The organism is Candidatus Sulfidibacterium hydrothermale, from assembly GCF_020149915.1.
GTDB lineage: Bacteria > Bacteroidota > Bacteroidia > Bacteroidales > F082 > Sulfidibacterium > Sulfidibacterium hydrothermale.
The window spans coordinates 3,214,173-3,239,829 of sequence record NZ_CP083760.1; the positions used below are offsets into that span (position 1 = coordinate 3,214,173).

The following is a 25,657-nucleotide window of genomic DNA, read 5'->3' on the forward strand; positions in this document are numbered from 1 at the left end:
CTACCTTTTTTTATTTTAGGTAGTTCTTCCCTTCGGAAGAGAAATAAAACAGACCTGTTTTACGACTAAAAAAAATGATTAATGCACGTTGGGAGTCAAATCAACCTGCTCAATTTTTTCAAAAGTATCCGGATTGATCACCCGCAGTGTTACTTTTTTACCGTGTACATCAAACAGCATCAATGCATGCTGGGTCGTATATTCTTTCACAAAAGAACTCCAGGGCAGTTTTTCCTGTCCGTAATACGGAGCCCCGGCCGAGCCATTGGTAATCTGCCAGATGCTGCGTTTTAATTTTACCTCCGGTTTGTCATACCCTTTGGGATAACGCGGTGTGTTGTTATTGATCAGCATCCGGGTATAATTATGCTCATCACCACACAACAAAGCCAAGACTTTGGAATTTTCATTCACCAGAATATTCAAAAACTGGTCCCGGCGTTCAATGATTCCTTTTTTCACCGGTTTTCCGGCAACCCACGGACGAATTTTGTTATTTCCATGATACCACATATCGTCACCACTGTGTCCGGCATTCGGGAAAGCAGGTGTATGAATAGTTACAAAAACATAGTCGATATTGGGATCTTTTTGCAGCTTAGCCAATGTATTTTTCAGCCATTTTAACTGGTTATCCATAATGTAAGCATGCACATTCCCGCCGGAAATGGGAATTTGACGATGATTAGGAGTATACCAATAATTGGCATTAAGAGCCACCATGGCTATGTTATCATAAATGTAATAATAAGCCGTTTCTTTATACGGTGGGAAATCAGTGGTTTTTTTATTCGGATCGTAATAGGCTCCGTCTTCAGAAGAAGGACCATTTTGCGGATTCACAAACTCATCAGCAAAAACTTTTTCGGCCGATACTTTATCAAACGGAAAGTTATCTACCGCAATACCATAATGACTTCCGTTATCAAATATTTTCAGAAAAGCTTCATGATTTCCGGGAGCAATCACAAAAGGCATATAATGCCAATAGGGTTCTGCTGTAATTTTCCAATTGGCATATTCCAATTTTTGCTGTCCGAGACAAGAAGAATAACCATTGATCAGGTCACCGGTAAACTGCATAAATACAGCATTTTCTTTTGCTGCCAGTACAGCCATTCGTTTGACCACGTAAGCATTAACTCCGTAAACATCTCTTTCGCCGCCACCATTGGATTTACGCGAATCGCTGGCATAAGCAAAAGTAAAAGCAGTCCGGCTTCCCTCTTTAGGTGCTGTTTTAAAATAGTACGTTTCCGAATAATCCCCATAATCAACAGTATAATTATACTTTTTTCCAGGTTCCAATCCTTTGATTTGGATTTCATGGTGAGTTCCTTTTTCCTCCGGATTGGTAAAACTTTTTCCGTCCACTTTTACCACCGGCTGACATGCTTCATTGGTTTCAAAAGAAATCACCGCACCATCGCTGGTCAGTTCATTTACAAACGGACCCTGGGTAATGGTCAGATCAGGAGTAAACGGCCCTTTTCCACGGATATTAATTCTTCCATCATACAGGATCACTCCTTTATCATTTACCACCCGGTAACCGAGTTTCATGTGACCGGTTTTTTCCCAATTGGCAATGTCGTAACGACCTGCCAGTTCTTTTAAATTAACTCTTGCTCTTCCTTCCCTAATCGGAGCGGCTCTTTTAAAATAAACCGGATAAGCATATTTCTGCGGCAAAGAAGAGAACAAGCCATAATAAAGCGTACCGTTAAACAAATCATTATGAAAATCAAAAACAACACCGTCTTTCGTTCCTTGCGGAATAGCAGCCAGGTTTTGGATCTGTTCAAACGGCGAAACGGTTTTTTGCGGGTATTCTTCTCCTGTTTTCGGATTTTTAAAATACAATTTACCGTTATGAGCAACGATATTGGTATACGAAAACGGGATCTTTGGAGCATTACTCTGGGCCATTGCCGAAACCGACAACAAGGCCAATACTGTAAGATAAAATAATCTTTTCATAGAAAAATTTTATTGATTGAATCAAAAATGTTATTAAATAAATTCCTGTCTGTTCTTGACCAGACAAGGATTAAAATTGTTATATTTTTTTCAAAAAAGGATGATAATCACCAGTAAGACCTACCGGTTTTTGTGTCCGGATGGCATGAACAATCTGAATACTGTTTCGTGCCTCCTCGATACCAAATCCTTTTCCGGCTAAAATATGTTTGTAACTCTCCGTATGCAACTGGGTAAACCCACAGCTAAATTCTATTTCTTCTCCGTTGACCGTGATAGAACGGTAGGTAGGCATTCCTTTTTCTACCGCAACAGAGGGTAAGTCTTTCCGGTCAAGGCTCAAAAGCCAACGGACTCGGGCATTTTTCAATTGTAAAAAACCTGCGGCTTTGTCTGATTCATTCAGGTGCACAATATTTTGCTGCACGTCGCCAAAAATCCATTGCAACATATCAAAAAAATGAATACCGATATTGGTAGCCACTCCTCCTGATTTAGCAGGATTCCCTTTCCAGGAATAAAAATACCATTTCCCGCGGGAAGTAATGTAGGTCAAATCAATATCATATATTTTACCGGAACGATCGGCTTCAATTTTCTTTTTCAACGCAATAATGGAAGAATGCAACCGCAGTTGCAAAATATTAAAGACTTTTTTCCCGGTTTCATTTTCAATTTCCGCCAGTCCGTCCAGATTCCACGGATTTAACACCAACGGTTTTTCACAAATAACATGGGCATCATTACGCAATCCAAGACGAATGTGGGCATCATGTAAATAATTCGGCGAACAAACACTTACATAATCTACTTTATTGTCAGAAGATCTCCTGAGTTTATCCAAATGGCGATCGAAACGTTCAGGTTCTGTAAAAAAATCAGCCTGAGGGAAAAAAGAATCAATGATTCCCACGCTGTCAAACGGGTCGAGTGCTGCTACCAGCTCATTCCCGGTTTCAGAAATGGCTTTCATATGCCGGGGGGCAATATAACCGGCCGCACCAATAAGCGCAAATCTTTTACTCATGCGGTAAACTTAATTTTTGCAAAGATGCAAAAATTCCGTGTTACCTAAGGAGAAAAAGTATCTTTAAACTTCTTCTCCTGTTTAAATATTTAAGCTTTCTTAATTAAACGATGTAAAAACCCTTGTTTTTTGTTTGATTCATCATCTGTATAATAGCCACTTCCCTGTTTTCCATAACCATAACCATAGCCATAACCGTATCCGTAGCCATAGCCATAACCACCATCCATACTAATATCATTAATTACTATACTCATCTTCATGCCTCTCTCTTCAATATCTCTAATCAGGGCCGCAAAAACCCGTTTATTGGTAAAGTTTTGACGCACAAGGTAAATATTAACATCAGTATAAGGCATGAGAAGAAATGCATCTGTAACCAGCCCTATCGGTGGAGTATCTATTAAAATATAATCATATCGCTTTCTTAATTCATCAAAAAGGGCTGTATTTCTTTCTGATGCAATTAATTCTGCCGGATTAGGAGGAACAGGACCTGCCATGATAATATCAAGATGGTCTATAATCCCAGAAGTTTGGATAATTTCATCGATGTTTTTTTCACCAATCAGGAATGATGTCAAACCAACTTCATTATTCAACTTAAAATCTTGGTAAATTTTTGGCTTACGTAAATCAAAGCCCAAAAGAACCGTCTTTTTTCCATATTGAGCATACACACTAGCCAAATTCATAGAAACAAATGTTTTCCCGGCAGAAGACATATCGGCTGTAACCATAATAACAACCGGCATTTTCCCCTGAACCAAATATTGAATATTGGTACGTAATGATCGGAAAGATTCAGAAACACTGGATTTAGGATAATGAGCAACAACCAGCTGCGTCTCTTTATTACTATGCAATAACTGACCTATTATTGGAAATTTAGTTATTTTCTCTACATCTTTACGTTCAACAATCTTGTCATTCAGATAATCTTTACCCAAAACATAAATTACAGGAAAAGCTATTCCTAAAATTAAAGCAATCAAATAATTCAATGCTTTTTTTGGGAAAACCGGTATATTATTAATGTCAGCTCTAGCTTTATCGATAATTTCATTATCAGGCATATTCGATGCTTTCGTAATCTGAGCATCTGAACGTTTTTCCAGCAAAAAAGTGTAAATATTATCTGCCAGATTAAATTTTCGCTCATAATTTAAAAGTTCCCGCTGGGTCACAGGCAAAGTAGAAAGTTTATCACTTATCTTCTTTATTTGCCGGTCAATATCTGCTATTGCTTCATTAGAATTTTTAATAATATTAGAAACATTCTCAATGATCGCGCGTTTTGTACTGATTATCTGACTATTAATCGTTACTATAGTAGGGCTTTTATCTGTTGAATACAATAGTGCTTCTGCTTTTTTATTAAACAATTCTATCAGCTGGGCCACCAAAGCATTCAAGGCCGGATCTTCAATCCCCATGGCAGAGGGTGCTACTAAATTGTTCAAGTTCGCCTCATTTTTCTTAATATAATCACGCAGATTTTTATAATACTGAGACTTGATTAATAATTCTGCTTTTTGTTTTTGAAGATCACTCAAATACTGAAAAACCTGTTGTGCCTGAAACGAAATATCCATGATTTCATTTTTCGAGCGAAATCTTTGAAGATTTAATTCTGCAGCTCTCAATGAATCAGAAATTACACGTAATTGACTATTTATAAATTTAATGGTATTCTCTGCAATTCTATTTTTTACTTCCAGATTTCTGTCAAGATACTGTTGGGTCAGCATATTCAAATAATCAACAGATTTTTGTAAATCTGTTGATTTCAGTGAGATCTTCAAAATAGAAGCTTCCCGATTTATCGGTTCTATCTTAATCCCCATATATCGTCTAGTAAGAGAAATATAATCATTAAAAACAAATTGATAACTATAATCAAAATCTTCTTCCGGATCAAAATTCTTGTTTAAAATTATTTTAAACGAATTATATGGGGTTTTAACCTGCTGTCCAAAACGAAATTTACCTTTATAAATTACTTTATCTATTATGCCTTTTTCAAATTTCTGTTTAGCATAATCATATTTTTTAATTTTTTCTCCCTCTGCTTCAATAGAATATTCATTTTTATTTAAAAAATTCAATTCGTATTTTAATCCGACAGCTTGGGGAACTGTGGTATCAAAAACGACATCAAATGGTGATGATTTATACATTTCTTGTGTCATTAAACCATCCTTTTTGTAGTAAGAAACTTCAAAATGAAGTTTACACACAGAGCGATAAGCCAACGTAAAAGAGCTCAGTTTTCCTATTTCATTTTGAACATTTTGCTGGTTATTCATCAAACCAAAACCCAGTAAAGCAGAAGGATCCAAATTAGATTTGGTATCATTTACCAGCACCGTTGTATCCACTTCATATTCCGGGTTGGTATATTTATTAAATAAAAAAGCAACAATAATGGCAATAAAAATAGAAATACCAAATAGATACCAATAACGTGAGAATTTGAAAAGTAACGCTTTTATATCTATACTTTCTTCCTGCTGCTGTAAATTATCGAAATTTTCCAAGGCTATTCGATTTTAAATTAATTTTTAAAGAAACTGATCAGTAACAATGCGGTAGAAAGAGCACTAAAAACTACGCCATAAGGAAAGGTTGCAAAGGAAAACTGTTTTCCCTTAAGCGGCGGCACATACACAATATCATTGGGCTTTAAATAAAAGTAAGGTGAAGATAATATGTCTTTTTTTGTCATATCAACATGAATTACCTTTGATCCGTTCTTAGTCTGCCGAATAATGGTCACATCACTTCGTTTGGCAAAATCAGATAAATCACCTGCCATCGAAACTGCTTCAAAAAGATTGATATTGTTTTGATAAATTTTATACTGCCCTGGTCTTTTCACTTCCCCCAACAACGTAATATTAAAATTAACCAGTTTAACAATAACTACCGATTCCTTTAGGTAATTTTCCAGTTTTTTCTGGATAGTATCTTTCACCTGCGCAACCGTAAGGTTTTTTACATATACTTCTCCTGTCAATGGAAACTGAATGGTTCCTTTCGTAGAAACCATGTAACTATTCAGGTAAACAGACGCATCTGATGTTATATTTTGAGAATATTGCCCCCCTCCCATAGAATTTAAAAAAAGGTTGGTTTTTTCATCCATGCTTACTACACGAATATACAAATTATCTCCCGGCTGTATCCGATAATTAATCTTCCGCTGATTTTTGAAAGATGACATAGTATCCGCTTCATTCTTTACCTGCATATAAAGGATTTTTTTTTGCGGGACACATGATGTTAAAAAGATACTTACCAAGACAATCCAGAAAAAAAACTTAAAATAACTAAAGGTATGTTTTTTCATTATACTGTACGGTTTAAAACAGCAAACCTGTAAGGGGAAAGCTGTCTACAAAGGTAAATGTTTTTTAAAATAAACCAAGAAATTTATCTTAATTTTTACTCAAATTCCCCTCCAAAACATACTCAACAACCTGTGGAAAATGGTTATATTCCAACTGATGAATTTTTTGGGCCAGGGTTTCGGGTGTTTCTTCCGGAGCAATTTCTGTTTCGGCCTGAAAAATAATTTGCCCGTCATCATACTTTTCATTGACATAATGAATGGTTATCCCGCTTTTTCTCTCCCCGGCGGCAAGAACCGCTTCATGCACATGGCTGCCATACATTCCTTTTCCACCAAAGCGGGGAAGTAATGCCGGATGAATGTTAATGATTCTTTGCGGATAACGAAGAATTAACTCCGACGGGATTTTCCATAAAAAACCGGCCAAAACCAATAAATCGGGGTGCCATTTTTCAATTTTACCGATTAAAATATCCGGATTCCGGAAATCCTCCCGCGAAACAACTTCCACAGGTACCTGCAGAGCCGTTGCCCGTTTGATCACACCGGCTTTCGGATTATTAGTAAAAACAGCGACCACACGGGCCGTTTTTTTCAAATGAAAGTAACGTATAATATTTTCTGCATTAGTACCATTTCCAGAAGCAAACAGTAAAAGGTTTTTCATCGGTTTATCTTTTTGTATTTTATTGACCATCAGAAACAACCCGCGATAAAATCACTGTTTTTCCGCAAGTTTTGCCTGTTATTTCATCCGGGAGGTTTCATCACGGGCCCGTTTCAGGCAAAATTAACGGTTTCTTCGTTCTAAAACTGCAAAAAAATGGCCTTTTTTACAGGAATTTATCAGCATCAAAATACAATATAAAAAACTGTTTTACAACTCATTAAACCCTATTCAACCCGTGAAGTTTATCTTTTTTTTGGTTTTTATTTCATTAATGCATTACTTTGCACCCTGTTTAACTAAAAAAATTAATCAATATGTCAGACGTACGTTCAAAAGTTGTTAGCATTATTGTTGACAAATTAGGAGTAGAAGAGAGTGAAGTTACCAACGAAGCCAGCTTCACCAACGACTTGGGAGCTGATTCTCTTGACACGGTAGAATTAATTATGGAATTTGAAAAAGAATTCAACCTTTCTATTCCTGACGAAGAAGCAGAAAAGATTGAAACAGTGGGTGATGCTGTTAAATACATCGAAGATCACCTCTAAAAAAAGGAGAAAATTTTTATGCAGTTGAAGCGAGTTGTTGTTACAGGTATTGGCGCAATTACTCCCGTCGGAAATACTGCAAAAGCGTTTTGGGAATCGTTACTGCTGGGTAAAAGCGGTGCGACTCCCATTACGCATTTTGATGCATCAAAATTTAAAACGCAGTTTGCCTGCGAAGTAAAAGATTTTGATCCCAAACAGTTTTTCGACCGTAAAGAAGCACGCAAATACGACCGTTATGCCCAATTCGGCATGGTTGCTGCCACCGAAGCAGTGGAAGATGCCGGGTTAATGGGTGACGATCTGGACAAAAACCGTATCGGAGTAATCTGGGCATCGGGTATCGGCGGCATTCAAAGTTTCCATAACGAAGTAAAAAACTTTGTTACCGGTGACGGTACTCCCCGCTACAACCCGTTTTTTATCCCCAAAATGATTGCTGACATTGCTGCAGGTCATATCTCCATTAAATTTGGCTTCCGGGGACCGAATTTTGCTACAGTTTCTGCTTGTGCTTCATCAGCAAATGCCTTGGCAGATGCATTTAATTACATCCGCCTTGGAAAAGCAGACGCCTTTGTAGCGGGCGGTTCCGAATCGGCCATTACCCAGGACGGAGTAGGTGGTTTTAATGCCATGCATGCCATCTCAACCCGTAACGATGACCCAGCTACTGCATCCCGACCTTTTGATAAAGACCGTGATGGTTTTGTTATTGGCGAAGGCGGCGGCGGACTGGTATTTGAAGAATTAGAACATGCTTTGCGCCGCGGCGCACATATTTATGCCGAAGTAGCCGGTTCCGGACTCTCAGGCGACGCTTATCACATGACAGCCCCCCATCCGGAAGGTTTGGGAGCTTATCTTTGCATGAAAGATGCGCTGCAGGATTCAGGATTAGAGCTGAAAGATATCGATCATATCAATACGCATGGCACATCCACTCCGGTAGGCGATGTGGTAGAACCCAAAGCCATTATCGATCTCTTTGGAGACCATGCCTACAAGATCAACATTAACTCCACCAAATCCATGACCGGGCACCTTTTGGGTGGAGCCGGTGCCATTGAAGCCATTGCTACCCTGCTTGCTGTAAAACACGACATTGTTCCGCCTACCATTAACCATTTTACAGATGACCCGCAAATTGACAACAAGCTGAATTTTACTTTTGGCAATAAAGCCGTTGAAAGAGAAGTAAAAGCAGCTTTGAGCAATACCTTTGGTTTTGGTGGACACAATGCATCCATCATTTTTAAAAAATTTAAAAAGTAAAAGACATTTTGTCGGTTAGAAATTTCCTGCAATTTCATTTTTCTTCCCACCGGAAGATGCGGCAATCCATTAAAAATATTTTCGGATTCTATCCCGGAAATATTTTTTTGTATAAACAGGCCTTCCGACACAAATCAGCCAGCCTGGAACACAAAAGCGGATTACGCATTAACAACGAACGGCTTGAATACCTGGGTGATGCGGTACTCAGCCTTGTAGTAGCCGACTATCTTTTTAAACGGTTTCCTTTCGAAAGCGAAGGGTTTCTTACCGATATGCGCTCAAAAATTGTGAGCCGGGCTTCCCTGAATAAATTATCCGAAAAACTGGGGCTAAAAAGCTTTATGCATTTTTCCAATACCGATGTACGCCAAATGAAATCAGCCGGTGGCGATGCTTTTGAAGCTTTTATCGGAGCACTTTATCTTGACCGGGGATACCGGTTTACTAAAAAAATTATTTTTAAGCGTATTCTGGATATTCATTTTGATTTGGACCAGCTCGAACATGCCGAAATCAGCTACAAAAGCAAAATGATTGAATGGGCACAAAAAACAAAAACCAACCTGGATTTTAAGGTAATCGAAGAACAAACCATTCAACACCGGAAACAATTTAAAGTCGGTGTTTTTGTGCAGAACAAACTTCTTGCCGAAGCACTCGACTATACCATTAAAGGCGCCGAAAACCTGGCTGCCGAGAAGGCCTGGAAAATTCTGGCAGAAACAGAATAACCTCTCGCCCTCTGTTCTGAAAACCATATTATGCTTACCTTTGAAAGCAGCTTGCAGGATAATATCAAATGGCCAAAAAACAATTTATAGAAAGTAATTTTTTTGAAGGATACCGCCTGATCGGGATTGTATGCGGCTTGCCTGATTTCCGGCTCTCGCATTTTATCAATCGCGAAATCGGACTTGCTTTAAAAAAACACCAGAATTTTTCACTTTCAGAAGATCAAAAGCCTGTTTTTTCATGGTATTTTTATCACCAGGAAGAACAGCACCGGCAATTCTTTCTGATACAAAACAAAAACAAAGCAGAACTATTGTTGCCTTCGCTGAACAACTTCGATTACCTTCTTTTAACGTACGGAAACTTTTCGGATGCAACCATTGAAGAATTGCTCCAGCAATTAAGGCGTATCCCTTACATTACGGCTGCATACGAACAAGATCTGGCCGCCTTAAAACAAGGAGATTTACTGATTGCCCGGAATGAACAACATACAACGGCGGATTCCGTTTATTAACTATCCGGCAATACGACCTCCTCTAAAAAAAGTAAGCCGATGGAACACCTTGAAGATTACAGCCAGCACTACGATGAGCAACGTTTTCTGCAAAAGCTGAAAAGTACGGCAGCCAAACTGGGAAAAGAAGTCGTTCTTCGGATATTGATTTTGTATTATTTACTGACTTCAGGAAAAGTTCCCCTGAAAACCCGGTTTTTAATTGTCGCTGCGCTGGGATATTTTGTCCTGCCGACCGATATGGTTGCTGATTTTATCCCGGTTCTGGGATTCAGCGATGACATTGCTTTTTTGACTTACGCTTTTAACCAGGCATCAAAATATGCTGATGAAAGCATTAAAGAAAAAGCCCGGAAAAAATTAAACAGCCTGACAAAATCTCATCAAAACGAACAGGGGAAAAAACCGTCTATTCCGGAAGAAGATGCGCCAACACCGACGTAAACGCATCAATATCTTCCGGTTCGGTATCCCACGAACACATCAGGCGCACTTCGCCAGTAGTTTCATCCCAAATATGAAAGAAATAATGTTTCTGCAACTCCGGAATAACCGACTCCGGGATAATCGCAAATACCCCGTTGGCATCCGTACTGCGGGTAATCTGCACCGCTGAAAATTGACGCAACCTCTCTGCCAGTAAACGAGCCATACGGTTGGCCCTTTCCGCATTCTTTTTCCATAGTTCATCCGTCAGATAACGTTCAAACTGGACCGAAATGAATCGCATTTTCGAATGAAGTTGCATTCCTTGTTTACGTGTATATTGAAAATCATTGGCCAGTTCTTCATTAAAAAATACAACAGCTTCGCCAAACATTAATCCGTTTTTGGTTCCCCCAAACGACAGCACATCCACACCGGCATCTGCAATCAGCTCTTTAAAACCAACACCAAGCGAAACAGCAGCGTTGGCAATACGTGCACCATCTACATGCAACAGCATGTTGTGCTGATGAGCAAAATCAGCTAACGATTTTATTTCTTCCGGACGATATACCGTTCCTTTTTCGGTAACTTCGGAAATGGAAATTACCCGAGGCTGAACATGATGCTGAAAACCGAAACTGTGCAAAAAAGGCTGTATTTGTTCTGCGGTAATTTTTCCGTTTTCCGTTTCAATTTCCAAAATCTTAACACTACCGAATCTTTCAATGGCTCCGCATTCATCTTCATTAAGATGAGCACTTTTGGCCGCTACCACAGCCTGATGGGGCCTTAACACATGACTAATTCCCAAAACATTAGCAGCTGTACCATTATAAACAAAAAACACCCGGATATTTTCACCTAACAGTTCTTTAAATTTTTCTACGGCTTTATTTGTATAAAAATCATTTTCCTCACCATAAGCTTCCACATGTCCCGTATTGGCATGAAGCAGGGCTTCCACAACTTCAGGACAAACGCCAGACCAGTTATCACTGGCAAAAGATTTATTTATTTTATTCATTCCTTTATATTTTTTAATGAAACCGTCTTGATTTTCCGTTGAATTTCTTTGGTACTCAGCAACCCACAGGCAGCATCAATATCCTGTCCGCGCGAAGCCCGGATTGTCGTAACAATTCCTTTTGCATTTAATGCTTCTTTAAATTGTTGTAATCGTGTTTCATCCGTTCCTTTTAACGGGGTATCCGGAACAGGATGAAAACGGATAAGGTTAATCCGGCATTTGATTCCATTTAGCAATCGGGCCAGCTCTTTTACATGACGCGGTGTATCATTAAACCCTCCAAAAACAATGTATTCAAACGAAACACGGCGTTGCCTGTCAAAAGCATGTTTTTTTAATTCGGAAAGAATCGCTTCCACAGGATATTTATGATTCACCGGCATAATACGGTTGCGTTCCTCTTCAAACGGGGTATGCAAACTTACGGCAAGATGACAGGTGCTATTTTCTAAAAAATGACGCATCGCCGGAACAATACCAATGGTACTGACCGTAATTTTTCGCGGGCTTCGGGCAAATCCCCATTCGGCGGTCAGTATTTCAAGGCTTTGCATCACCGCATCCAGGTTATCCATGGGCTCACCCATCCCCATATAAACCAGATTGGTCACCTTTTCTTTTTCGGGCAAGCTGCGCAACTGATTTAGAATTTCACCGGCCGTCAGATTAGCCTGAAATCCTTGTTTCCCGGTCATGCAAAACAAACACCCCATTTTACATCCCACCTGCGAAGAAACACACAGGGTCGCCCGTTTTTTCTCCGGAATGTACGCTGATTCAATAAAGCCATGTGTTCCGGCTTTAAAAAGATATTTTTTTGTGCCATCTGCCGACTCCTGAACACTCACCGGAGGCTGCAATCCCAAAACATATTTTTCTTCCAAAGCAGCCCGCAATTTTTTAGACAAATTCGTCATCTCGGAAATGGAGGTAATTTCTTTTTTGTAAAGCCAGTCAGCTATCTGCCGGGCTACAAATTTCGGAGCACCCTCTTCCCGGACAATCTCTTCAAGCCGGGAAAGTGTTTTCCCAAAAAGCGGCTCTTTGGTCATTTTCTCTCTTTTGCGTGCAAAATTACGAAAAGCAGTGGGACAGAAGTAAAACAGCAAGACTTATGGCACTTGTCCGGCCAAAAAATCAATTCTCTGAATATTCTTACTTTTGCAACTTCATAAAAAGTTTTGTAACCGAGTATTTTTTATCCCATGTCGGATTTTTTCAAAATCACCCAGGTTTTTTTCCTTGCCATGATTAAATACTTTTATGCACCGCTTTATGGTGTAGCTATCCGGCTGGGATTTTGGGAAAACTTTCTGGCTTTGATTGCCGGAGGGATGCTTGCTTTTTCGATTTACTATTATTTTACCGACCTGGTAATCATCTATTCCCGCTATTTAGGTCCATTCTTTATCCGGATCATTCCCCGAAAATGGCAGCAGGCTGCCAGACGAAGAAGAGTAAAACGTCTCCTGAAACGTAAAAGACGGAAAAAATTTACCTGGTGGACCAAATTCGTGGTAAAATTACGGCGTGGATATGGTATGTGGGGCATTATCCTACTCACTCCCATATTGTTATCATTACCAGTCGGAGCATTTTTATTACGAAAATATTACCGTACTTACCGGCTTTCTTTTCCGTTGGCCCTTCTTTCCATCGTAGTAGAAGGTTTTTTGCTTTGTCTGATTTACCAGGGCGTTGTTGGAAGCTAATGCTTTATTGGACAGCAAAAGTAAAGGCAAAAGAAAAACCGTAAAAACGCCCCTGATTTCGTCCGACAAGATCAATCGGCATATAAAAAACAATAATAAACGATTTTCCGGTTTCGATGGTTACTCCCGGATGAAAACTCAAAAGATAACCGTCTTGTCCGTCTTCCTCTTTTAAATGATGATATTGAAAACTCAATCCACCGGCAAGCTGCAAAGTATGATGAAAAACATAATAGCCCACATCACTGTCAAAAAAGTAGTTATCAGAGAGTGAACCATCGTAACAAAATGTATTTTGATACTGGCATTCCACATCCAACGACAATCTTGGTGTAAAATTTTCTGTCAATGCAATGCCACCGACAACAGCAAGGCTTTTGCCAAAAAAACCGGTTTTTCGCACCCCAAAATTGGCCTGATTTGAAAAGTTAAATCCCAATAAAGCAGCAGCCAAGAATTTTTTATGTTCAATAAAACGATATTTTGCCCCAAAAGAAAAAGCACTGAGAGAGGAGGTAAACTCTGTTCCGATTTCAAGATGTTTTCCTGTTCCGTAAGTAAACCGAAAAAAGAGATCTTTCAGTAAAACTGCCGTGTCCGGATCGGGAAAAACATCAACCAGTTTTCCGTCATTATTAAAAGCCTTACGGCTAAAAAGATATACAAAAGAAGGTTCTGCTTCGAGCGTATGAAGCGGTACTAACGTAGCATCAGCTGCCGTAAGCTTGGAACCGGAAACGCCGGCCACCTGCGCTTTTAACGTTTTTCCCGGAAGAAGAAAGAAACATCCGATAAATACAACGAATAGTTTCTGAAAAAATAATTTCCTGCGTAATGTTTCTTTCATAAGCAAACAGCTTTCATTATCAAGACACAAAAAGACAATCAGTCACTCTTTTGCAAACATATTTAAAACATCTTTATAAGAAAGAAATCAGGCAGGATTTTTTTCCGTTGCGTAAATTTCATCAATCAAAGCGGCATATTTTTGTTTGATGACTTTTCGCTTCAGTTTTAATGTGGGAGAAAGCTCTCCGGTCTCTGTACTCCAGCTCTCACAAACCAACCGGAAAACCTTGATCTGCTGAACATGGTCCAAACGCCGGTTATACCGGTCAATTTCTTCCTGAAAACGGGCGACCACCTTTGGTTTTCTCACCAGATCCTTATTATCACGGAAAGTGATACCATGCAAATGACACCAGGCATGTAAATAATCAAAATCCGGAACAATAAGTGCAGCCGTAAATTTCTTGTTTTCTCCAATCACCATCAGCTGTTCAATAAACATGGATTCTTTCATGGTGTTTTCCACCATTTGTGGCGCCACATATTTTCCACCTGACAATTTAAAGATCTCTTTTTTGCGGTCGGTGATTCGTAAAAACCGCTCTTTGTCCAGTTCACCAATATCACCGGTATGGAACCAGCCGTCAGGGTCAAGTACCTGGCGTGTTTTTTCAGGATCCTTATAATATCCTTTCATCACATTATCACCACGCACAAGAATTTCTCCGTCATCTGCAATTTTCACTTCCACTTCATCCAATACTTTGCCTACCCAGCCAAAACGGATGTATGGAAAATAAGAACGGTTGCCAGCCACCACAGGCGAAGTTTCCGTTAATCCATAACCTTCCTGTACAGGAATTCCTGCCGCCCAGAAGATACGAGCCAAGCGCGGTTGCAGTGCCGCACCGCCCGAAACCACACTTTTCAGTGCCCCGCCAAGTGCTTCTTTCCACTTATCCAATACCAGTTTGCGGGCTATCTTTAACTTTAAATTATATCCTAACGATCGTTTTTTCGGATCAGGATCGTACCGGTCACCCACTTTTACCGCCCAGAAAAAAATCGATTTTTTCAGTCCTTCGAGTTCCCGGCCTTTTAAAATGATCTTATCATAAATTTTTTCAAAAACCCGGGGAACAGTGATAAAAGCATTGGCCTTTATTTCGTTCATAGCATCGATAATCGTATCCACACTTTCGGCGTAATAAATGGAAATTCCCAGCGACTGCCACACATAACTTCCTGTCCGCTCCAGTACATGACAAAGCGGAAGAAAACTCAGCGCACGGTCACCTGACCGGAGTGCCGTCACCAGTTTATGAGTCATCAGCACATTGCTAACCACATTTTTATGGGTAAGCATTACGCCTTTTGAAAGTCCGGTAGTTCCGGAAGTATAAATCAGCGTAAGCAAGTCATCCGGCTTCACTGCGTCGCGCTTTTTTTCCAGCAACGGCTTGAATTGGTTTTCTTTTCCTTCGGCTTGTTTTATAATTTCACGCCAGTTTTTGGCACCGGAAACCAAATCGAAAGTATAAATGGCTTCCAGATTCTCAATTTCATCTACAAAATGATGTAACCGATCATAAAGGAACTTATCGGAAACAATCAAAATCCGGGCATCAGAATGGCTGAGAATATGCCGATATTCGTCATCGCTAATGGTAGGATAAATACTCACATGCACACATCCTATCTGGGTCATGCCAAAATCCATAAAGTTCCACTCAGGCCGGTTGTTGGAAACCGTAGCAATTTTATCTCCTTTTTCAAACCCCATGGCCAGCAATCCCATACTGACCGCATCCACATTTTTCCGGTATTCGGCAGTGCTAAATGTCTCCCATTTCCCATGGCGTTTAACCGCCAGAGCCACCTCCATAGGAAATTTCTCTTCGGCATGGGTTAGCAAATCAAATATTCTTTTTATTTCGGCCATTCGGTTTGGTTTTTACATAAGAGAATCAAGCTCTAAGATAAGAATTTTTGCTGGATTCGACCATCAACCAATTTGATATTCAAATCTCCCTGCAAATCAGTTACCGTTAGCCACCGACAAATCAATTTCATTTTCGCCGGAGGCAATAATACTGGCAATAGTTGTATCACCTGTTACATTAACCGCCGTACGCAACATATCCAGCGGCCGGTCCACAGCAAAAATCAGCGCAATCCCTTCGGTGGGAATACCCACTGCCGTGAGCACAATTACCAGCATCACAATTCCCGCACCGGGAACAGCAGCCGAGCCAATGGAAGCCAGGGTAGCCGTAACAATAATCGTAAGCTGTGCACCAAGGCCAAGATGCATTCCGTAAACCTGCGCCAGAAAAATGGCCGCTACAGCCTGGTATAAGCTGGTCCCATCCATGTTAATGGTAGCACCGAGCGGAAGCACAAAACTGGCGGTTTCATTGGAGATACCCAGCTTTTCTTCTGCCGTTTCCATGGTAAAAGGCAGGGTTGCTGCGCTGGAACTGGTAGAAAAAGCCAAAAGCTGTACCGGAGCAATCGCTTTTAAAAACTTACGGTATTTCACTTTGGTAAAAACGCCAATAAAAATCGGGTAAATCACAAAGATCATCAGCAGCAAGCCGATAACCACCGTCACAGCATACAGGCCAAGAGCAGCAAAAAGCGAAAGCGTATCTTCCGGATGCGTGCCCGCCACATCTACCATCAGCGCGGCAATCAGTGCAAAAACGCCGTAAGGCGCAGCCTTCATGATAATATCTATCATTTTGAGGACTACATCATTCAAGCCATTAATCAACTCTTTTACCGGTCGTACTTTTTCTTCCGGAACAAAAATCATGGCCACCCCAAAAAGAATGGAAAAAAAGATCACCTGCAACATTTTGGTGTTATCTGACAACGAACGGAAGATGTTGGATGGAATAATATCCACAATGGGTTGCAATGGAGAAACATTCTTCAAATCGGCTGCCTGCGTTTTCTTAGAAGCGATATTTTCTGAGAATTTCTGTTTGAACTCGGCCGCTTTATCCGGCGGGAAAACTTTTCCCGGGTTGGTAATATTCACGATGATCAACCCGACCGTAATAGCTATAACTGTTGTCAGGATATAAAAGCCCAGTGTTTTTAATCCGATGCGCGAGAGCTTTGAAATATCTGTCAGATTACTCACCCCGCTGATCAACGAAACAATAATCAACGGAACAGCAATCAGTTTTAAAAGATTAATAAAGATGGTTCCCCACGGTTTGATATAAAAATCGGTGAACCGGAGCCATTGCCAATGTATGGCCATAAAACCCCAAATCACCCCTAAAACCATTCCCAGCAAAATTTGCCAGTGAAAAGCAAGACCTTTTTTCTTTTTTCCCATAAAAAAACTGTTAAAAACTAATCTCTCCCACACAGGTGATGAAGTATCAAAAATAATAAATTTGTAATACATTTATGACGAAATCATTGAAATCATGAGCAAGCCAAAAAAAATAGGAATTCTTACAGCCGGTGGGGACTGTCCGGGATTAAATGCTGCCTTGCGGGGAGTGGGAAAAACAGCCATTTTGAAATATGGAATGGAAGTCGTCGGTATCTCTTCCGGATTTCTCGGGTTGCTACACAACGATTATATCCCACTTGACGAATCTTCTTTGTCTGGAATTCTCACGTTGGGAGGGACTATTCTTGGGACTTCACGCGAAAAACCATTTAAAAAAACACACCATCTGGCCAATGAAAAACCGCAGCTCATCAAAAAAAACTATGAAAAAGCCGGTTTTGACTGCATTGTTTGTATCGGAGGCAATGGCACCATGCGAACCGCAGCCTTACTGGCAAAAGAAGGGTTGAACGTTATCGGATTACCCAAAACCATTGATAATGATGTTTGGGGTACCGATCAGACTTTTGGTTTCGACTCTGCTCTCACCATTGCTACCGATGCCATCGACCGGTTACATACCACGGCCAACTCCCACAAACGCATCATGGTCATTGAAGTGATGGGACACCATGCCGGATGGCTGGCTTTATATGCCGGAATGGCCGGTGGCGGAGACGTTATTTTAATCCCCGAACTGGACTACGACATGAAAGTGGTGAATAAATACCTGAAAAAACGGGTCAAATCAGGAAAACCCTATTCTATTGTGGTCGTTGCCGAAGGAATTGACAAACCTAAAAAAATGAGTGCGGCAACTTATATAGCCGAAAGAATTGAAGAAGGCGTAGGCATAGAAACCCGGAAAACCATTCTCGGATACATCCAGCGCGGCGGAAGCCCCACGCCTACCGACAGGCTGTTGGCTTCCAGCTTTGGGGCCTGGGCTGTTGACCTGATTGCCGCAGAAGATTACGGCAAAATGGTGATTAAAAAAGGAGAAAACATCAGTGCTTTGCCTCTGGATGAAGTAGGCGGAAAATTACGTTTGGTTCCGGCTGATCATCCGCTGTTGCTAAAAGGCCGCGGATTGGGGGTTTGCTTTGGAACAAAAGAAGGATTATAAAATTTTAAAATCAAAATATCATGGCCAGCATTTTCACAAAAATCGTCAACGGAGAACTTCCCTCCTATAAAATTGCCGAAACAGAAGATTATTACGCTTTTCTGGACATTTTTCCGCTAAAAAAAGGGCATACATTGGTTATCCCCAAAAAAGAAGTGGATTATATTTTTGATTTGGATGATGACCTTTATAAAGGATTGTTTGCTTTTGCCAAAAAAGTGGGAAAAGCCATTGAAACGGTTATTCCGTGCAAACGGATCGGTATTGCCGTTATCGGGTTGGAGGTCCCGCATGCACACATTCACCTTATTCCGTTAGACGGAATCTACGACATCGATTTTAAGCTCCCCAAACTCAAATTGAAAGAATCTGAGTTTGAGGAAATCGCAGAAAAAATCCGGGAAGCTTTCGATAAGCTTTAAAATCGACAATCATTAGAACTGATAACCCAGCCCGATATACAATCCGCTGGTACCATCCTGGGCATCAAAGGCTTTTCCGTAGTCTACCGAAATGATAAAGTTCTCGTTCATGGCTACCTTTAACCCGACACCGGCGCTATTGTGTAATTTTTCAGCTCCGGGTTTAAAATATTCGTCATAAACATCCGCCGGAACATGACTGGTATCCACATCGGTTTTTTGAACCACCATTCCGGAATCGAAGAACATATTTACTCCCAGGTAAAAATTCTGATTTCCAACCATGAATTTTACAAATTTCCAGCGGAGTTCAAAGTTTCCGAAAGCAATTCCGTCTCCGGTAATCCGGTTACGCAAAATACCCCGTAATGTTCCTGCCCCGCCAAGTCCTTCGTTATACGCTTTGGTAGAATGCGCATAAAAAATAAGGGGAGAGATGTAAAATGAATTTTGTCCGGCCAGCGTAAACTGGGCACCGAGACGATAATCGAAAAACAAGGTGTTTTTTACCAACGTGAGATATTGGCGCTGGATAACGGTTAATTTCAAAAATCCTTCGTCCATGGTTGACAGGAAACCCGGGGCACCGGTGAGTACTGTGGAAAACCAAATCCCTTTGTTCGGATTGGCTTCATTATCACGACTGTCATATTCAAAAGCGGTTTTGAAAAGGGTAAAAAAGCCGCCGTCTTTTTGACTTTCCGGAATAATACCCCAATCAATGTATTTTTCATACAATCCGGCAGTATCAGGCAAAAGGTCAGACGGATCTTTTCCTTTATTCAGTTTATCCAGGTTTACCGAAGAAACATCGATGTTATAAAAACCCAATCCGGCTACCCAGTGCAATTTTTTATTGGCAAAATCGCCACGAAAATCAACTTTAGCGCGCAAAAATTTTCTCCTGTAACGGTAAAAAACACGGGTTACATAATCCGGTTTATCCGAATCAATCCAGTCAGAATGATATACGGCATCATAACCATTAAAGCCGTAAAAAGCATACACCTGATCAGGCATATAGCTCAGGTCGGTAAATACCCGGATGCCTTTGATCCATTTTCGGGTATCGAAGTTTACCCGGAAAATACCACTTCCTTTGGTAAAATAACTGGCTTCAACATAAAGCGATTGAAAATAGTTCGGATAAATGCTTCCGTCACCGTAATCATACAGATTCATCAATGCACCAAACTGAAATCCCAGATCGCTGTCGAATGAAATCACCGGCAAAGCACCCAAATTCCATCCTTTTTTTACTTCTTCTTTTTTTTCTTTTTTGGCCGTTTTTTCTTTCTTGTTTTCCTTTTTGTTCTTCACATCTGTAGTAACATCCGTTGTACCAGCAAAAACTTGAAGTGAGAAAGCCAAAACCAAAAAGAAAATCCAGCCACTTTTCAAGGTAAATTTTTTCATAGCAGGTTTTTTAATAAATAATTATGTGTTAAAAAAAGACGGGAGAAAAAACCATCATCATGTTTAAGAAATATTATGAAATGATTTTTATTCCTTTTTATCAAGCTGCTAATTTAAGTTATATCTTCGTATTTCAAAATCTTTTACCCTTAATTTTGACAAAGATTAAAAATAAAGCCTTTTTACTATCGTTTGTTTTTCTGTTTTTTGGCTTTTTTTCATCAGAAAATGGTTTACAGGCACAAACAGAAAACAATGATATTGTACATATCCACGGCGTGCTAATGAGCAGCGACACGGCACGGCCGGTAGCCGATGCGCAAATTTTCAGCCGGAATAATGTACTGGGCAGTTTTAGCGATACCAGCGGACGATTTACCATTGCCGTAGCCCGTAATGACTCCATTATGTTTGCTTCGGTAGGATATATTACCACCATTGTTCCGGTTACCGACAGCATTATCAACCACCCCGAGCCCGACACTTTCTACATGCCACTGGATACCATTCTGATTCACGAGGTGATCATTCACGGCTACTGGGATTACGAAACATTCAAGCAGATGCTGATTCATATGATTCCTGCCAAAAGTAGTTACGATGTTACGGAAGATTTGAAAAAACGGCCACTTTTGTACAAAGAACGGGAAGGGCATTTGTATCTTTTCAGTCCCATACAATCTCTTTATGATCTGTTGAACAAAAAGGCCGTAATTCAACGGCGACTTATTCACAACCGGAAAATGTATAACCGGAAAATGATCAAACTGGGCCGGCCGCAGGATACCATTCCGGTACAACTGGATTACATGAAAGACAAAGTGCGAAATTAAACCGCCCAAAGGAAGCCGCTTTTGCCTTCCGGTTATTGAGCATAAGCCACCGAAACAACACTCAGACGTACACCGGGCACCTCCAGCAACCGGTTTCCACAAGCTTCCAGCGTAGCCCCGGTAGTAATTACGTCATCTACCAAAAGAACATGTTTATTACGAATAAGACTTTCGTTCTTCACAGCAAAAATGTCTTTTACGTTTTGCCAGCGTTCGTAACGCGATTTTTTGGTTTGCGTAGCAGTATAAATCTGCCGGTATAACACATTATTAACCACCGGGACACCGAGCTGTTCGGCTATTGCCTGACCAATTAAAAAACTTTGGTTATATCCTCTTTGGTGTTCTTTTTTCGGATGTAACGGAACCGGAACTACCACATCCACAGACGAAAGCAAGGGAAAACCGTGTAGCCTCTTCCCGGTTAACTTGCCAAGAAAAGTGCCAATTTCTTTTTTCCCGTCGTATTTTAGCTGATGAATCAATTGCTGCGCCATCCCGCCCTTATTAAAAAACAAAAGAGAAAAAGCAGCATTCAACGGTAATCTGCCCATAAAAATTTCGGTAACCGGATTTTCTTTTTCATCATGAAAACCGGTTAAAGGCAATTTGTAATAGCAAGAAGTACAAAGGACCTCCTCCTGACTGTGCAACGGTTTTCCGCAATGGGCACAGTTTTCAGGAAAAAACAAAGCCACAACATCAGCAATCAGCGTATGAAGAAAAAAAGACATTTTCTGTTTCTGCCTCTACAGCCTGCTAAAAATACAATTTATGTTTGTTCATATCGAGATACCGGCTAACAGCCCAAAAGGTGGAAAAACCCGAAACAGCCATCCCGGTAAGGATTACAAAAAGATATACGGCCCCCGTCATCATCGGACTTTCCACAGCTTTAAGCTCTGGAAGGTTTTCACGGGCCACCGCTAAAACGGCGGTTAACAAAACAATGGCGATTAAAGCGCTGTAAAATCCCTGCAGCATTCCTTTCCACACAAACGGACGACGAATAAATCCACGGGTAGCGCCTACCAATTGCATACTTTTTATGACAAACCGCTTGGAATAAATCGTCAACCGGATACTGTTGTTAATCAAAGCCACCGCAATGACCAACAAAACAGCGCTAAGGACCAAAAGAACAAAAGATATTTTATTCAGGTTTTTATCAATTTCCTGAACCAGCGATTTTTGATAATAAACTTCCTTAATGGTTGGTTTCCGGAGCAACTGATGCTCAATTTTTGTAATGCTGTCATTGTTAGCCCAGGCCGCATGAAAACGGACATCAATGGAAGGAAGCAACGGATTATCTCCTTTCCCGAAGAAGTCAACAAAATTTTTCCCCAGACTTTTTTTTAACCGTTCCAAAGCCTCCTGCCGGGTAACATACTCTGTTGATTTAATGTAAGGCTGTATATCGAGTTGCTTTTGTAACCGCAGAATTTCCGCTTCTTTTACCCCGGGTTTCATGATAATTTCGAAACCGATATTTTCTTTGATGTAATTAGAAAGGGTTTTCGCATGAATCACCAGCAAACCAAGAAACCCAAGCGTAAACAAAACCAGCGTAATACTAATAAGCGAAGTAAAATAAGCCGTGTTTACCCTCTTTTTATAATATTGTTCTTCTTTTGCCGCCATACGATAGGGCTAAATTAACAATTTCCGAAGAAAGCACAACCTGCTCCAAAAGAAATATCAAAAAGCATCCTACCCAGGAAATGATTTGTGAAAAAATCATAAGAGCCATTTCGTTATACGCTTTTTTCGGCTTTTTTAAATATTTTTGCAACGATATACAAATCGTAACAAAAATTGTAAAAGCATGAAAAAACAGTGGACAAAATTACCGGTTTTACTGGTCGTTATTCTTATGGCTGGCATTACGCTTGGAGGGCTTTCTTCGTGTAAAAGCAAGAAAAAGCTGGCGAAAGAACAGGCAGCTGCTGCTTACAACGCCAAAGTACAACAAGCAAAAAAAGATCTTACCGCCATGCTGAATGGAACTACGAACTGGACATTGGATGAACAGTTTGACCGGCTCAAAACCATAAAATCATACAATATTGATGATCCGGAAGTAAAAGATCTGATCGTAAAAGTCGAAAACAAACTCACCGAAGCTAAGGCAGAAGCCAAACGTAAGGCCGAAGAAGAGCGATTACGCAAAGCCGAAGAGGCCAAAAAGAAAGCGCAACAGGCCAAATTCAACATGCTGAACGAAAAATTTGCTGCCATTGCTGCTGCTCCATCTTACGAAGCAGCCAATAAATTGATCCAGGAAGCATTACAGGCTTTTGCATCTCCTGATGTTCCGGTACTGATCATCATCGATCAGGTTGACGGTGTGAATGATTATGATCGTCCTACTACCGCACTGCGGTTCCTGAACTATTTAAAAGACCAAAAAACGTATCATTTTGCCGTGGATTCGGCCAAAAGAAATGACGCAGGAAAAATTACGGAATTAGAACTTATCAAAAAATAAAAACCCATGAAAAAAATCACCTATTCTCTCCTTTTTTTGCTGGGATTGATGATTACCATGCCCGCCACAGCCCAGGAAACCCTCAACCCCAAAAGAAAACAGGCTATAGACAGTCTGGCACTCGAAAAAGTCAGAGATTTAAGTAAATATATCACCATCATCGGAAGTAAAACCACACCCTGGAGCGAAGCTAACCGGGTTATTGACCGGGCAGAAGAGCTTTTTATGCAAGGTTCTGAAATCGGGGTTTCTTCGCTGTTGCGTCCGCAAATTGCCTATTACGGTGTACGAAAATATTTTGAACGGCTGATGCGACTGAACTACAGCAAAGTAGAAATACAATGGTATAAAATTGATTATGTCAGCGACTTACAACGTCAGCCCGATGGTACTTATGTTGGTGTCATTACGGTTTTCCAGAAATTTAAAGGATACGACAAAGAAGGCCGTTTGGTGTACCAGGACACCACCAAAAAAGACATTACGGTTTATGTCAAACGTAAAGAAACGCAAATTGGCGGAAGATTAATTGGATTTTGGGATGTTTTACTTGGCGATATGCGGGTAAAAGAAACCCACAAATAACCCACACAAAATATACATTCAAAAAACGCCGGGAATTATTTCCGGCGTTTTTTATTTATTATTGTACAAATTCATCGTACGGTCAATTCCCAGGGTTACAAAACTTTTAATGACTTCCACGGCCTTTTCCACCCGGGGAATTAAAAGATCTGTTTCAGCACGAGACCATTGTCCTAAAACATAATCCACCTGATATCCACGCGGGAAATCATTGCCAATACCAAACCGAAGCCGGGGAAAAACCGAAGTTCCCAGTTTCTCAATGATATCAGCGAGTCCGTTATGCCCGGCATCACCCCCCTGCTTTTTCAACCGCAGAGCACCCGGTGGCAAAGCAATATCATCCAGCACAACCAACAACCGGTCTAAAGGAATTTTTTCTTTTTCCAACCAATATTTTACGGCTTTTCCGCTCAGGTTCATGTAAGTAGTCGGTTTAATCACCACCAGCGTCCGGCCTTTATATTTTAAATGGGCCACTGCTGCCAGTCGCTGTGTTTCAAAACGGCCCTTTAAATCATTGGCCAAAGCATCAGCGATAATAAAACCAATATTGTGCCGGGTATTAGCATATTCAACACCTACATTTCCCAAGCCGGCTATCAGATATTTCATTTTTCTTGTTTTACGTTAGTGGACGTTTTTCCCTTTTTTCACGCACCAACTCTTTTTTACGGCAAAAATAAAGGGTTAAAGTATAAAACTTTAACCCTTATCAAAAAATTATGCTTAATTTTTTTATCCTTCGGCTTCTTCGCTTTCTTCGGCTTCTTCGCCTTCAGCTTCCAGCTCAGCAGCAGAAATACCTCTGGCAGCTTTCACGCTGACAACTACGGCGTTGGCCGGATCAAGAAACTGTACATTTTCTACCGGAACATCTTTTACTTTGATGGATTTACCAATATCCAAACCGGAAATATCCAACACAACATGCTCAGGCATATCTTCTACTTTTCCTTTCAGGCGCAGTTTCCGCAATTTAAGCTGCAATCTTCCTCCTTTTACCACACCAGGAGCTGTTCCTTCGAGTTGAACAGGAATAGCCAGTGTTACGGCTCTACCCGGAGTCAGTTCAAGGAAATCAGCATGCAAAACGAAATCACTTACCGGATGGTACTGAATGTCCTGCAGGATGGTTTCGTAAGTTGTTCCTTCCAGGTCGATTTTGATAATAAATACTTCAGGGGTAAAGATGATTTTTTTGAAATCTTTCTGATCGAGATAGAAATGTTTTTGTTCTTTACCTCCGTAAATTACACAAGGAACTTTTCCTTCCTTTCTCAGTTTTTTAGCATCTTTTTTCCCTACGTTCGCTCTTGACGAACCGCTCAATGATACTGTTTTCATGTTTTAAAAATTTATTTA

At 40.4% G+C, this 25,657-nt stretch carries 26 protein-coding genes; 11 read left to right on the forward strand and 15 right to left on the reverse strand.

Features of this window, described 5'->3' with window-relative positions:
* Window positions 1-78: 78 nt before the first annotated feature.
* The 5 genes from LA303_RS13195 to purN form a co-directional block, all read right to left on the reverse strand.
* A complete protein-coding gene (locus tag LA303_RS13195; protein WP_240525846.1) occupies window positions 79-1,980 on the reverse strand; it encodes a purple acid phosphatase family protein in 1,902 nt (633 codons plus the stop codon).
* 79 nt (window positions 1,981-2,059) lie between these two features.
* Window positions 2,060-3,007: a Gfo/Idh/MocA family protein gene (locus LA303_RS13200; protein WP_240525847.1), complete on the reverse strand. Its 948-nt coding sequence runs from the start codon at window positions 3,005-3,007 to the stop codon at window positions 2,060-2,062.
* An 89-nt stretch (window positions 3,008-3,096) separates the two neighbouring features.
* A complete protein-coding gene (locus LA303_RS13205; RefSeq protein ID WP_240525848.1) occupies window positions 3,097-5,547 on the reverse strand; it encodes a GumC family protein in 2,451 nt (816 codons plus the stop codon).
* Between the two features lie 17 nt (window positions 5,548-5,564).
* Complete coding sequence (locus LA303_RS13210) at window positions 5,565-6,359, reverse strand: polysaccharide biosynthesis/export family protein (RefSeq protein WP_317196904.1); 795 nt, start codon at window positions 6,357-6,359, stop codon at window positions 5,565-5,567.
* An 88-nt stretch (window positions 6,360-6,447) separates the two neighbouring features.
* Window positions 6,448-7,029, reverse strand: a complete 582-nt coding sequence (gene purN / locus LA303_RS13215; RefSeq protein WP_240525850.1) for a phosphoribosylglycinamide formyltransferase — start codon at window positions 7,027-7,029, stop codon at window positions 6,448-6,450.
* A 317-nt stretch (window positions 7,030-7,346) separates the two neighbouring features.
* On the opposite strand from purN, the gene LA303_RS13220 reads away from it, so the two are divergent.
* The 5 genes from LA303_RS13220 to LA303_RS13240 all read left to right on the forward strand — a co-directional run bounded on the left by LA303_RS13220 (window position 7,347) and on the right by LA303_RS13240 (window position 10,551).
* Window positions 7,347-7,580, forward strand: coding sequence for an acyl carrier protein (locus tag LA303_RS13220; RefSeq protein WP_240525851.1), 234 nt, complete (start codon window positions 7,347-7,349; stop codon window positions 7,578-7,580).
* 18 nt (window positions 7,581-7,598) lie between these two features.
* Window positions 7,599-8,855, forward strand: a complete 1,257-nt coding sequence (gene fabF, locus LA303_RS13225; RefSeq protein ID WP_240525852.1) for a beta-ketoacyl-ACP synthase II — start codon at window positions 7,599-7,601, stop codon at window positions 8,853-8,855.
* An 8-nt stretch (window positions 8,856-8,863) separates the two neighbouring features.
* Entirely contained in the window at window positions 8,864-9,589 is a 726-nt protein-coding gene (gene rnc, locus LA303_RS13230; protein WP_240525853.1) for a ribonuclease III, read from the forward strand.
* 68 nt (window positions 9,590-9,657) lie between these two features.
* Entirely contained in the window at window positions 9,658-10,107 is a 450-nt protein-coding gene (locus LA303_RS13235) for an IPExxxVDY family protein (protein WP_240525854.1), read from the forward strand.
* 39 nt (window positions 10,108-10,146) lie between these two features.
* A complete protein-coding gene (locus LA303_RS13240; protein ID WP_240525855.1) occupies window positions 10,147-10,551 on the forward strand; it encodes a YkvA family protein in 405 nt (134 codons plus the stop codon).
* On the opposite strand, the gene LA303_RS13245 is transcribed toward LA303_RS13240, so the two are convergent.
* Both LA303_RS13245 and rlmN read right to left on the reverse strand, forming a co-directional pair.
* Window positions 10,517-11,560, reverse strand: a complete 1,044-nt coding sequence (locus LA303_RS13245; protein ID WP_240525856.1) for a threonine aldolase family protein — start codon at window positions 11,558-11,560, stop codon at window positions 10,517-10,519. The two genes, LA303_RS13240 and LA303_RS13245, sit on opposite strands and share 35 nt — an antisense overlap.
* Window positions 11,557-12,615, reverse strand: a complete 1,059-nt coding sequence (gene rlmN, locus LA303_RS13250) for a 23S rRNA (adenine(2503)-C(2))-methyltransferase RlmN (RefSeq protein ID WP_240525857.1) — start codon at window positions 12,613-12,615, stop codon at window positions 11,557-11,559. The genes LA303_RS13245 and rlmN overlap by 4 nt, the downstream gene beginning before the upstream one ends.
* Before the next feature lie 153 nt (window positions 12,616-12,768).
* Between rlmN and LA303_RS13255 the strand changes: the two genes are divergently transcribed.
* Window positions 12,769-13,275 carry a hypothetical protein gene (locus LA303_RS13255; RefSeq protein ID WP_240525858.1) on the forward strand — a complete coding sequence of 169 codons (507 nt, stop codon included), beginning with the start codon at window positions 12,769-12,771 and terminating at the stop codon, window positions 13,273-13,275.
* Window positions 13,276-13,279: 4 nt separating this feature from the next.
* Here LA303_RS13255 and LA303_RS13260 read toward each other — a convergent pair whose 3' ends face one another.
* The 3 genes from LA303_RS13260 to LA303_RS13270 all read right to left on the reverse strand — a co-directional run bounded on the left by LA303_RS13260 (window position 13,280) and on the right by LA303_RS13270 (window position 17,416).
* A complete protein-coding gene (locus tag LA303_RS13260) occupies window positions 13,280-14,122 on the reverse strand; it encodes a hypothetical protein (RefSeq protein WP_240525859.1) in 843 nt (280 codons plus the stop codon).
* An 87-nt stretch (window positions 14,123-14,209) separates the two neighbouring features.
* The gene (locus LA303_RS13265) at window positions 14,210-16,006 is read right to left on the reverse strand and encodes an AMP-dependent synthetase/ligase (RefSeq protein WP_240525860.1); all 1,797 of its coding nucleotides are present in this window, start codon (window positions 16,004-16,006) and stop codon (window positions 14,210-14,212) included.
* A gap of 96 nt (window positions 16,007-16,102) precedes the next feature.
* Window positions 16,103-17,416, reverse strand: coding sequence for a dicarboxylate/amino acid:cation symporter (locus tag LA303_RS13270; RefSeq protein ID WP_240525861.1), 1,314 nt, complete (start codon window positions 17,414-17,416; stop codon window positions 16,103-16,105).
* 94 nt (window positions 17,417-17,510) lie between these two features.
* On the opposite strand from LA303_RS13270, the gene LA303_RS13275 reads away from it, so the two are divergent.
* The gene (locus LA303_RS13275; RefSeq protein ID WP_240525862.1) at window positions 17,511-18,545 is read left to right on the forward strand and encodes an ATP-dependent 6-phosphofructokinase; all 1,035 of its coding nucleotides are present in this window, start codon (window positions 17,511-17,513) and stop codon (window positions 18,543-18,545) included.
* Between the two features lie 20 nt (window positions 18,546-18,565).
* The gene (locus LA303_RS13280; protein WP_240525863.1) at window positions 18,566-18,967 is read left to right on the forward strand and encodes an HIT family protein; all 402 of its coding nucleotides are present in this window, start codon (window positions 18,566-18,568) and stop codon (window positions 18,965-18,967) included.
* Window positions 18,968-18,979: 12 nt separating this feature from the next.
* On the opposite strand, the gene omp85 is transcribed toward LA303_RS13280, so the two are convergent.
* Window positions 18,980-20,383 (reverse strand): Omp85 family outer membrane protein, encoded by a 1,404-nt coding sequence (gene omp85 / locus LA303_RS13285; RefSeq protein ID WP_240525864.1) that lies wholly within the window; start codon window positions 20,381-20,383, stop codon window positions 18,980-18,982.
* A gap of 59 nt (window positions 20,384-20,442) precedes the next feature.
* Between omp85 and LA303_RS13290 the strand changes: the two genes are divergently transcribed.
* Window positions 20,443-21,216, forward strand: coding sequence for a peptidase associated/transthyretin-like domain-containing protein (locus LA303_RS13290; RefSeq protein WP_240525865.1), 774 nt, complete (start codon window positions 20,443-20,445; stop codon window positions 21,214-21,216).
* A 32-nt stretch (window positions 21,217-21,248) separates the two neighbouring features.
* Here the strand turns inward: LA303_RS13290 and LA303_RS13295 are convergent, their stop codons facing one another.
* Window positions 21,249-21,950 carry a ComF family protein gene (locus LA303_RS13295; RefSeq protein WP_240525866.1) on the reverse strand — a complete coding sequence of 234 codons (702 nt, stop codon included), beginning with the start codon at window positions 21,948-21,950 and terminating at the stop codon, window positions 21,249-21,251.
* Window positions 21,951-21,975: 25 nt separating this feature from the next.
* Window positions 21,976-22,860: a cell division protein FtsX gene (locus tag LA303_RS13300; protein WP_240525867.1), complete on the reverse strand. Its 885-nt coding sequence runs from the start codon at window positions 22,858-22,860 to the stop codon at window positions 21,976-21,978.
* A gap of 184 nt (window positions 22,861-23,044) precedes the next feature.
* Here LA303_RS13300 and LA303_RS13305 point away from each other — a divergent pair, with 184 nt between their 5' ends.
* Both LA303_RS13305 and LA303_RS13310 read left to right on the forward strand, forming a co-directional pair.
* On the forward strand, window positions 23,045-23,707 hold the full coding sequence (locus LA303_RS13305; protein ID WP_240525868.1) for a hypothetical protein: 663 nt from the start codon (window positions 23,045-23,047) through the stop codon (window positions 23,705-23,707).
* 6 nt (window positions 23,708-23,713) lie between these two features.
* Window positions 23,714-24,292, forward strand: a complete 579-nt coding sequence (locus LA303_RS13310) for a hypothetical protein (RefSeq protein WP_240525869.1) — start codon at window positions 23,714-23,716, stop codon at window positions 24,290-24,292.
* A gap of 51 nt (window positions 24,293-24,343) precedes the next feature.
* Here LA303_RS13310 and pth read toward each other — a convergent pair whose 3' ends face one another.
* Entirely contained in the window at window positions 24,344-24,907 is a 564-nt protein-coding gene (gene pth, locus LA303_RS13315) for an aminoacyl-tRNA hydrolase (RefSeq protein ID WP_240525870.1), read from the reverse strand.
* Between the two features lie 123 nt (window positions 24,908-25,030).
* Window positions 25,031-25,639, reverse strand: coding sequence for a 50S ribosomal protein L25/general stress protein Ctc (locus LA303_RS13320; protein ID WP_240525871.1), 609 nt, complete (start codon window positions 25,637-25,639; stop codon window positions 25,031-25,033).
* Window positions 25,640-25,657 lie beyond the last annotated feature (18 nt).

What these genes read in the sequence shown, in the direction of transcription:
- LA303_RS13195 (WP_240525846.1), bottom strand. Translation starts at nt 1,980, where the DNA reads ATGAAAAGATTATTTTATCTTACAGTATTGGCCTTGTTGTCGGTTTCG.
- LA303_RS13200 (WP_240525847.1), bottom strand. Translation starts at nt 3,007, where the DNA reads ATGAGTAAAAGATTTGCGCTTATTGGTGCGGCCGGTTATATTGCCCCC.
- LA303_RS13210 (WP_317196904.1), bottom strand. Translation starts at nt 6,359, where the DNA reads ATGAAAAAACATACCTTTAGTTATTTTAAGTTTTTTTTCTGGATTGTC.
- purN (WP_240525850.1), bottom strand. Translation starts at nt 7,029, where the DNA reads ATGAAAAACCTTTTACTGTTTGCTTCTGGAAATGGTACTAATGCAGAA.
- LA303_RS13220 (WP_240525851.1), top strand. Translation starts at nt 7,347, where the DNA reads ATGTCAGACGTACGTTCAAAAGTTGTTAGCATTATTGTTGACAAATTA.
- fabF (WP_240525852.1), top strand. Translation starts at nt 7,599, where the DNA reads ATGCAGTTGAAGCGAGTTGTTGTTACAGGTATTGGCGCAATTACTCCC.
- LA303_RS13235 (WP_240525854.1), top strand. Translation starts at nt 9,658, where the DNA reads ATGGCCAAAAAACAATTTATAGAAAGTAATTTTTTTGAAGGATACCGC.
- LA303_RS13240 (WP_240525855.1), top strand. Translation starts at nt 10,147, where the DNA reads ATGGAACACCTTGAAGATTACAGCCAGCACTACGATGAGCAACGTTTT.
- LA303_RS13245 (WP_240525856.1), bottom strand. Translation starts at nt 11,560, where the DNA reads ATGAATAAAATAAATAAATCTTTTGCCAGTGATAACTGGTCTGGCGTT.
- rlmN (WP_240525857.1), bottom strand. Translation starts at nt 12,615, where the DNA reads ATGACCAAAGAGCCGCTTTTTGGGAAAACACTTTCCCGGCTTGAAGAG.
- LA303_RS13255 (WP_240525858.1), top strand. Translation starts at nt 12,769, where the DNA reads ATGTCGGATTTTTTCAAAATCACCCAGGTTTTTTTCCTTGCCATGATT.
- LA303_RS13260 (WP_240525859.1), bottom strand. Translation starts at nt 14,122, where the DNA reads ATGAAAGAAACATTACGCAGGAAATTATTTTTTCAGAAACTATTCGTT.
- LA303_RS13265 (WP_240525860.1), bottom strand. Translation starts at nt 16,006, where the DNA reads ATGGCCGAAATAAAAAGAATATTTGATTTGCTAACCCATGCCGAAGAG.
- LA303_RS13270 (WP_240525861.1), bottom strand. Translation starts at nt 17,416, where the DNA reads ATGGGAAAAAAGAAAAAAGGTCTTGCTTTTCACTGGCAAATTTTGCTG.
- LA303_RS13275 (WP_240525862.1), top strand. Translation starts at nt 17,511, where the DNA reads ATGAGCAAGCCAAAAAAAATAGGAATTCTTACAGCCGGTGGGGACTGT.
- LA303_RS13280 (WP_240525863.1), top strand. Translation starts at nt 18,566, where the DNA reads ATGGCCAGCATTTTCACAAAAATCGTCAACGGAGAACTTCCCTCCTAT.
- omp85 (WP_240525864.1), bottom strand. Translation starts at nt 20,383, where the DNA reads ATGAAAAAATTTACCTTGAAAAGTGGCTGGATTTTCTTTTTGGTTTTG.
- LA303_RS13290 (WP_240525865.1), top strand. Translation starts at nt 20,443, where the DNA reads ATGTTTAAGAAATATTATGAAATGATTTTTATTCCTTTTTATCAAGCT.
- LA303_RS13295 (WP_240525866.1), bottom strand. Translation starts at nt 21,950, where the DNA reads ATGTCTTTTTTTCTTCATACGCTGATTGCTGATGTTGTGGCTTTGTTT.
- LA303_RS13300 (WP_240525867.1), bottom strand. Translation starts at nt 22,860, where the DNA reads ATGGCGGCAAAAGAAGAACAATATTATAAAAAGAGGGTAAACACGGCT.
- LA303_RS13305 (WP_240525868.1), top strand. Translation starts at nt 23,045, where the DNA reads ATGAAAAAACAGTGGACAAAATTACCGGTTTTACTGGTCGTTATTCTT.
- LA303_RS13310 (WP_240525869.1), top strand. Translation starts at nt 23,714, where the DNA reads ATGAAAAAAATCACCTATTCTCTCCTTTTTTTGCTGGGATTGATGATT.
- pth (WP_240525870.1), bottom strand. Translation starts at nt 24,907, where the DNA reads ATGAAATATCTGATAGCCGGCTTGGGAAATGTAGGTGTTGAATATGCT.
- LA303_RS13320 (WP_240525871.1), bottom strand. Translation starts at nt 25,639, where the DNA reads ATGAAAACAGTATCATTGAGCGGTTCGTCAAGAGCGAACGTAGGGAAA.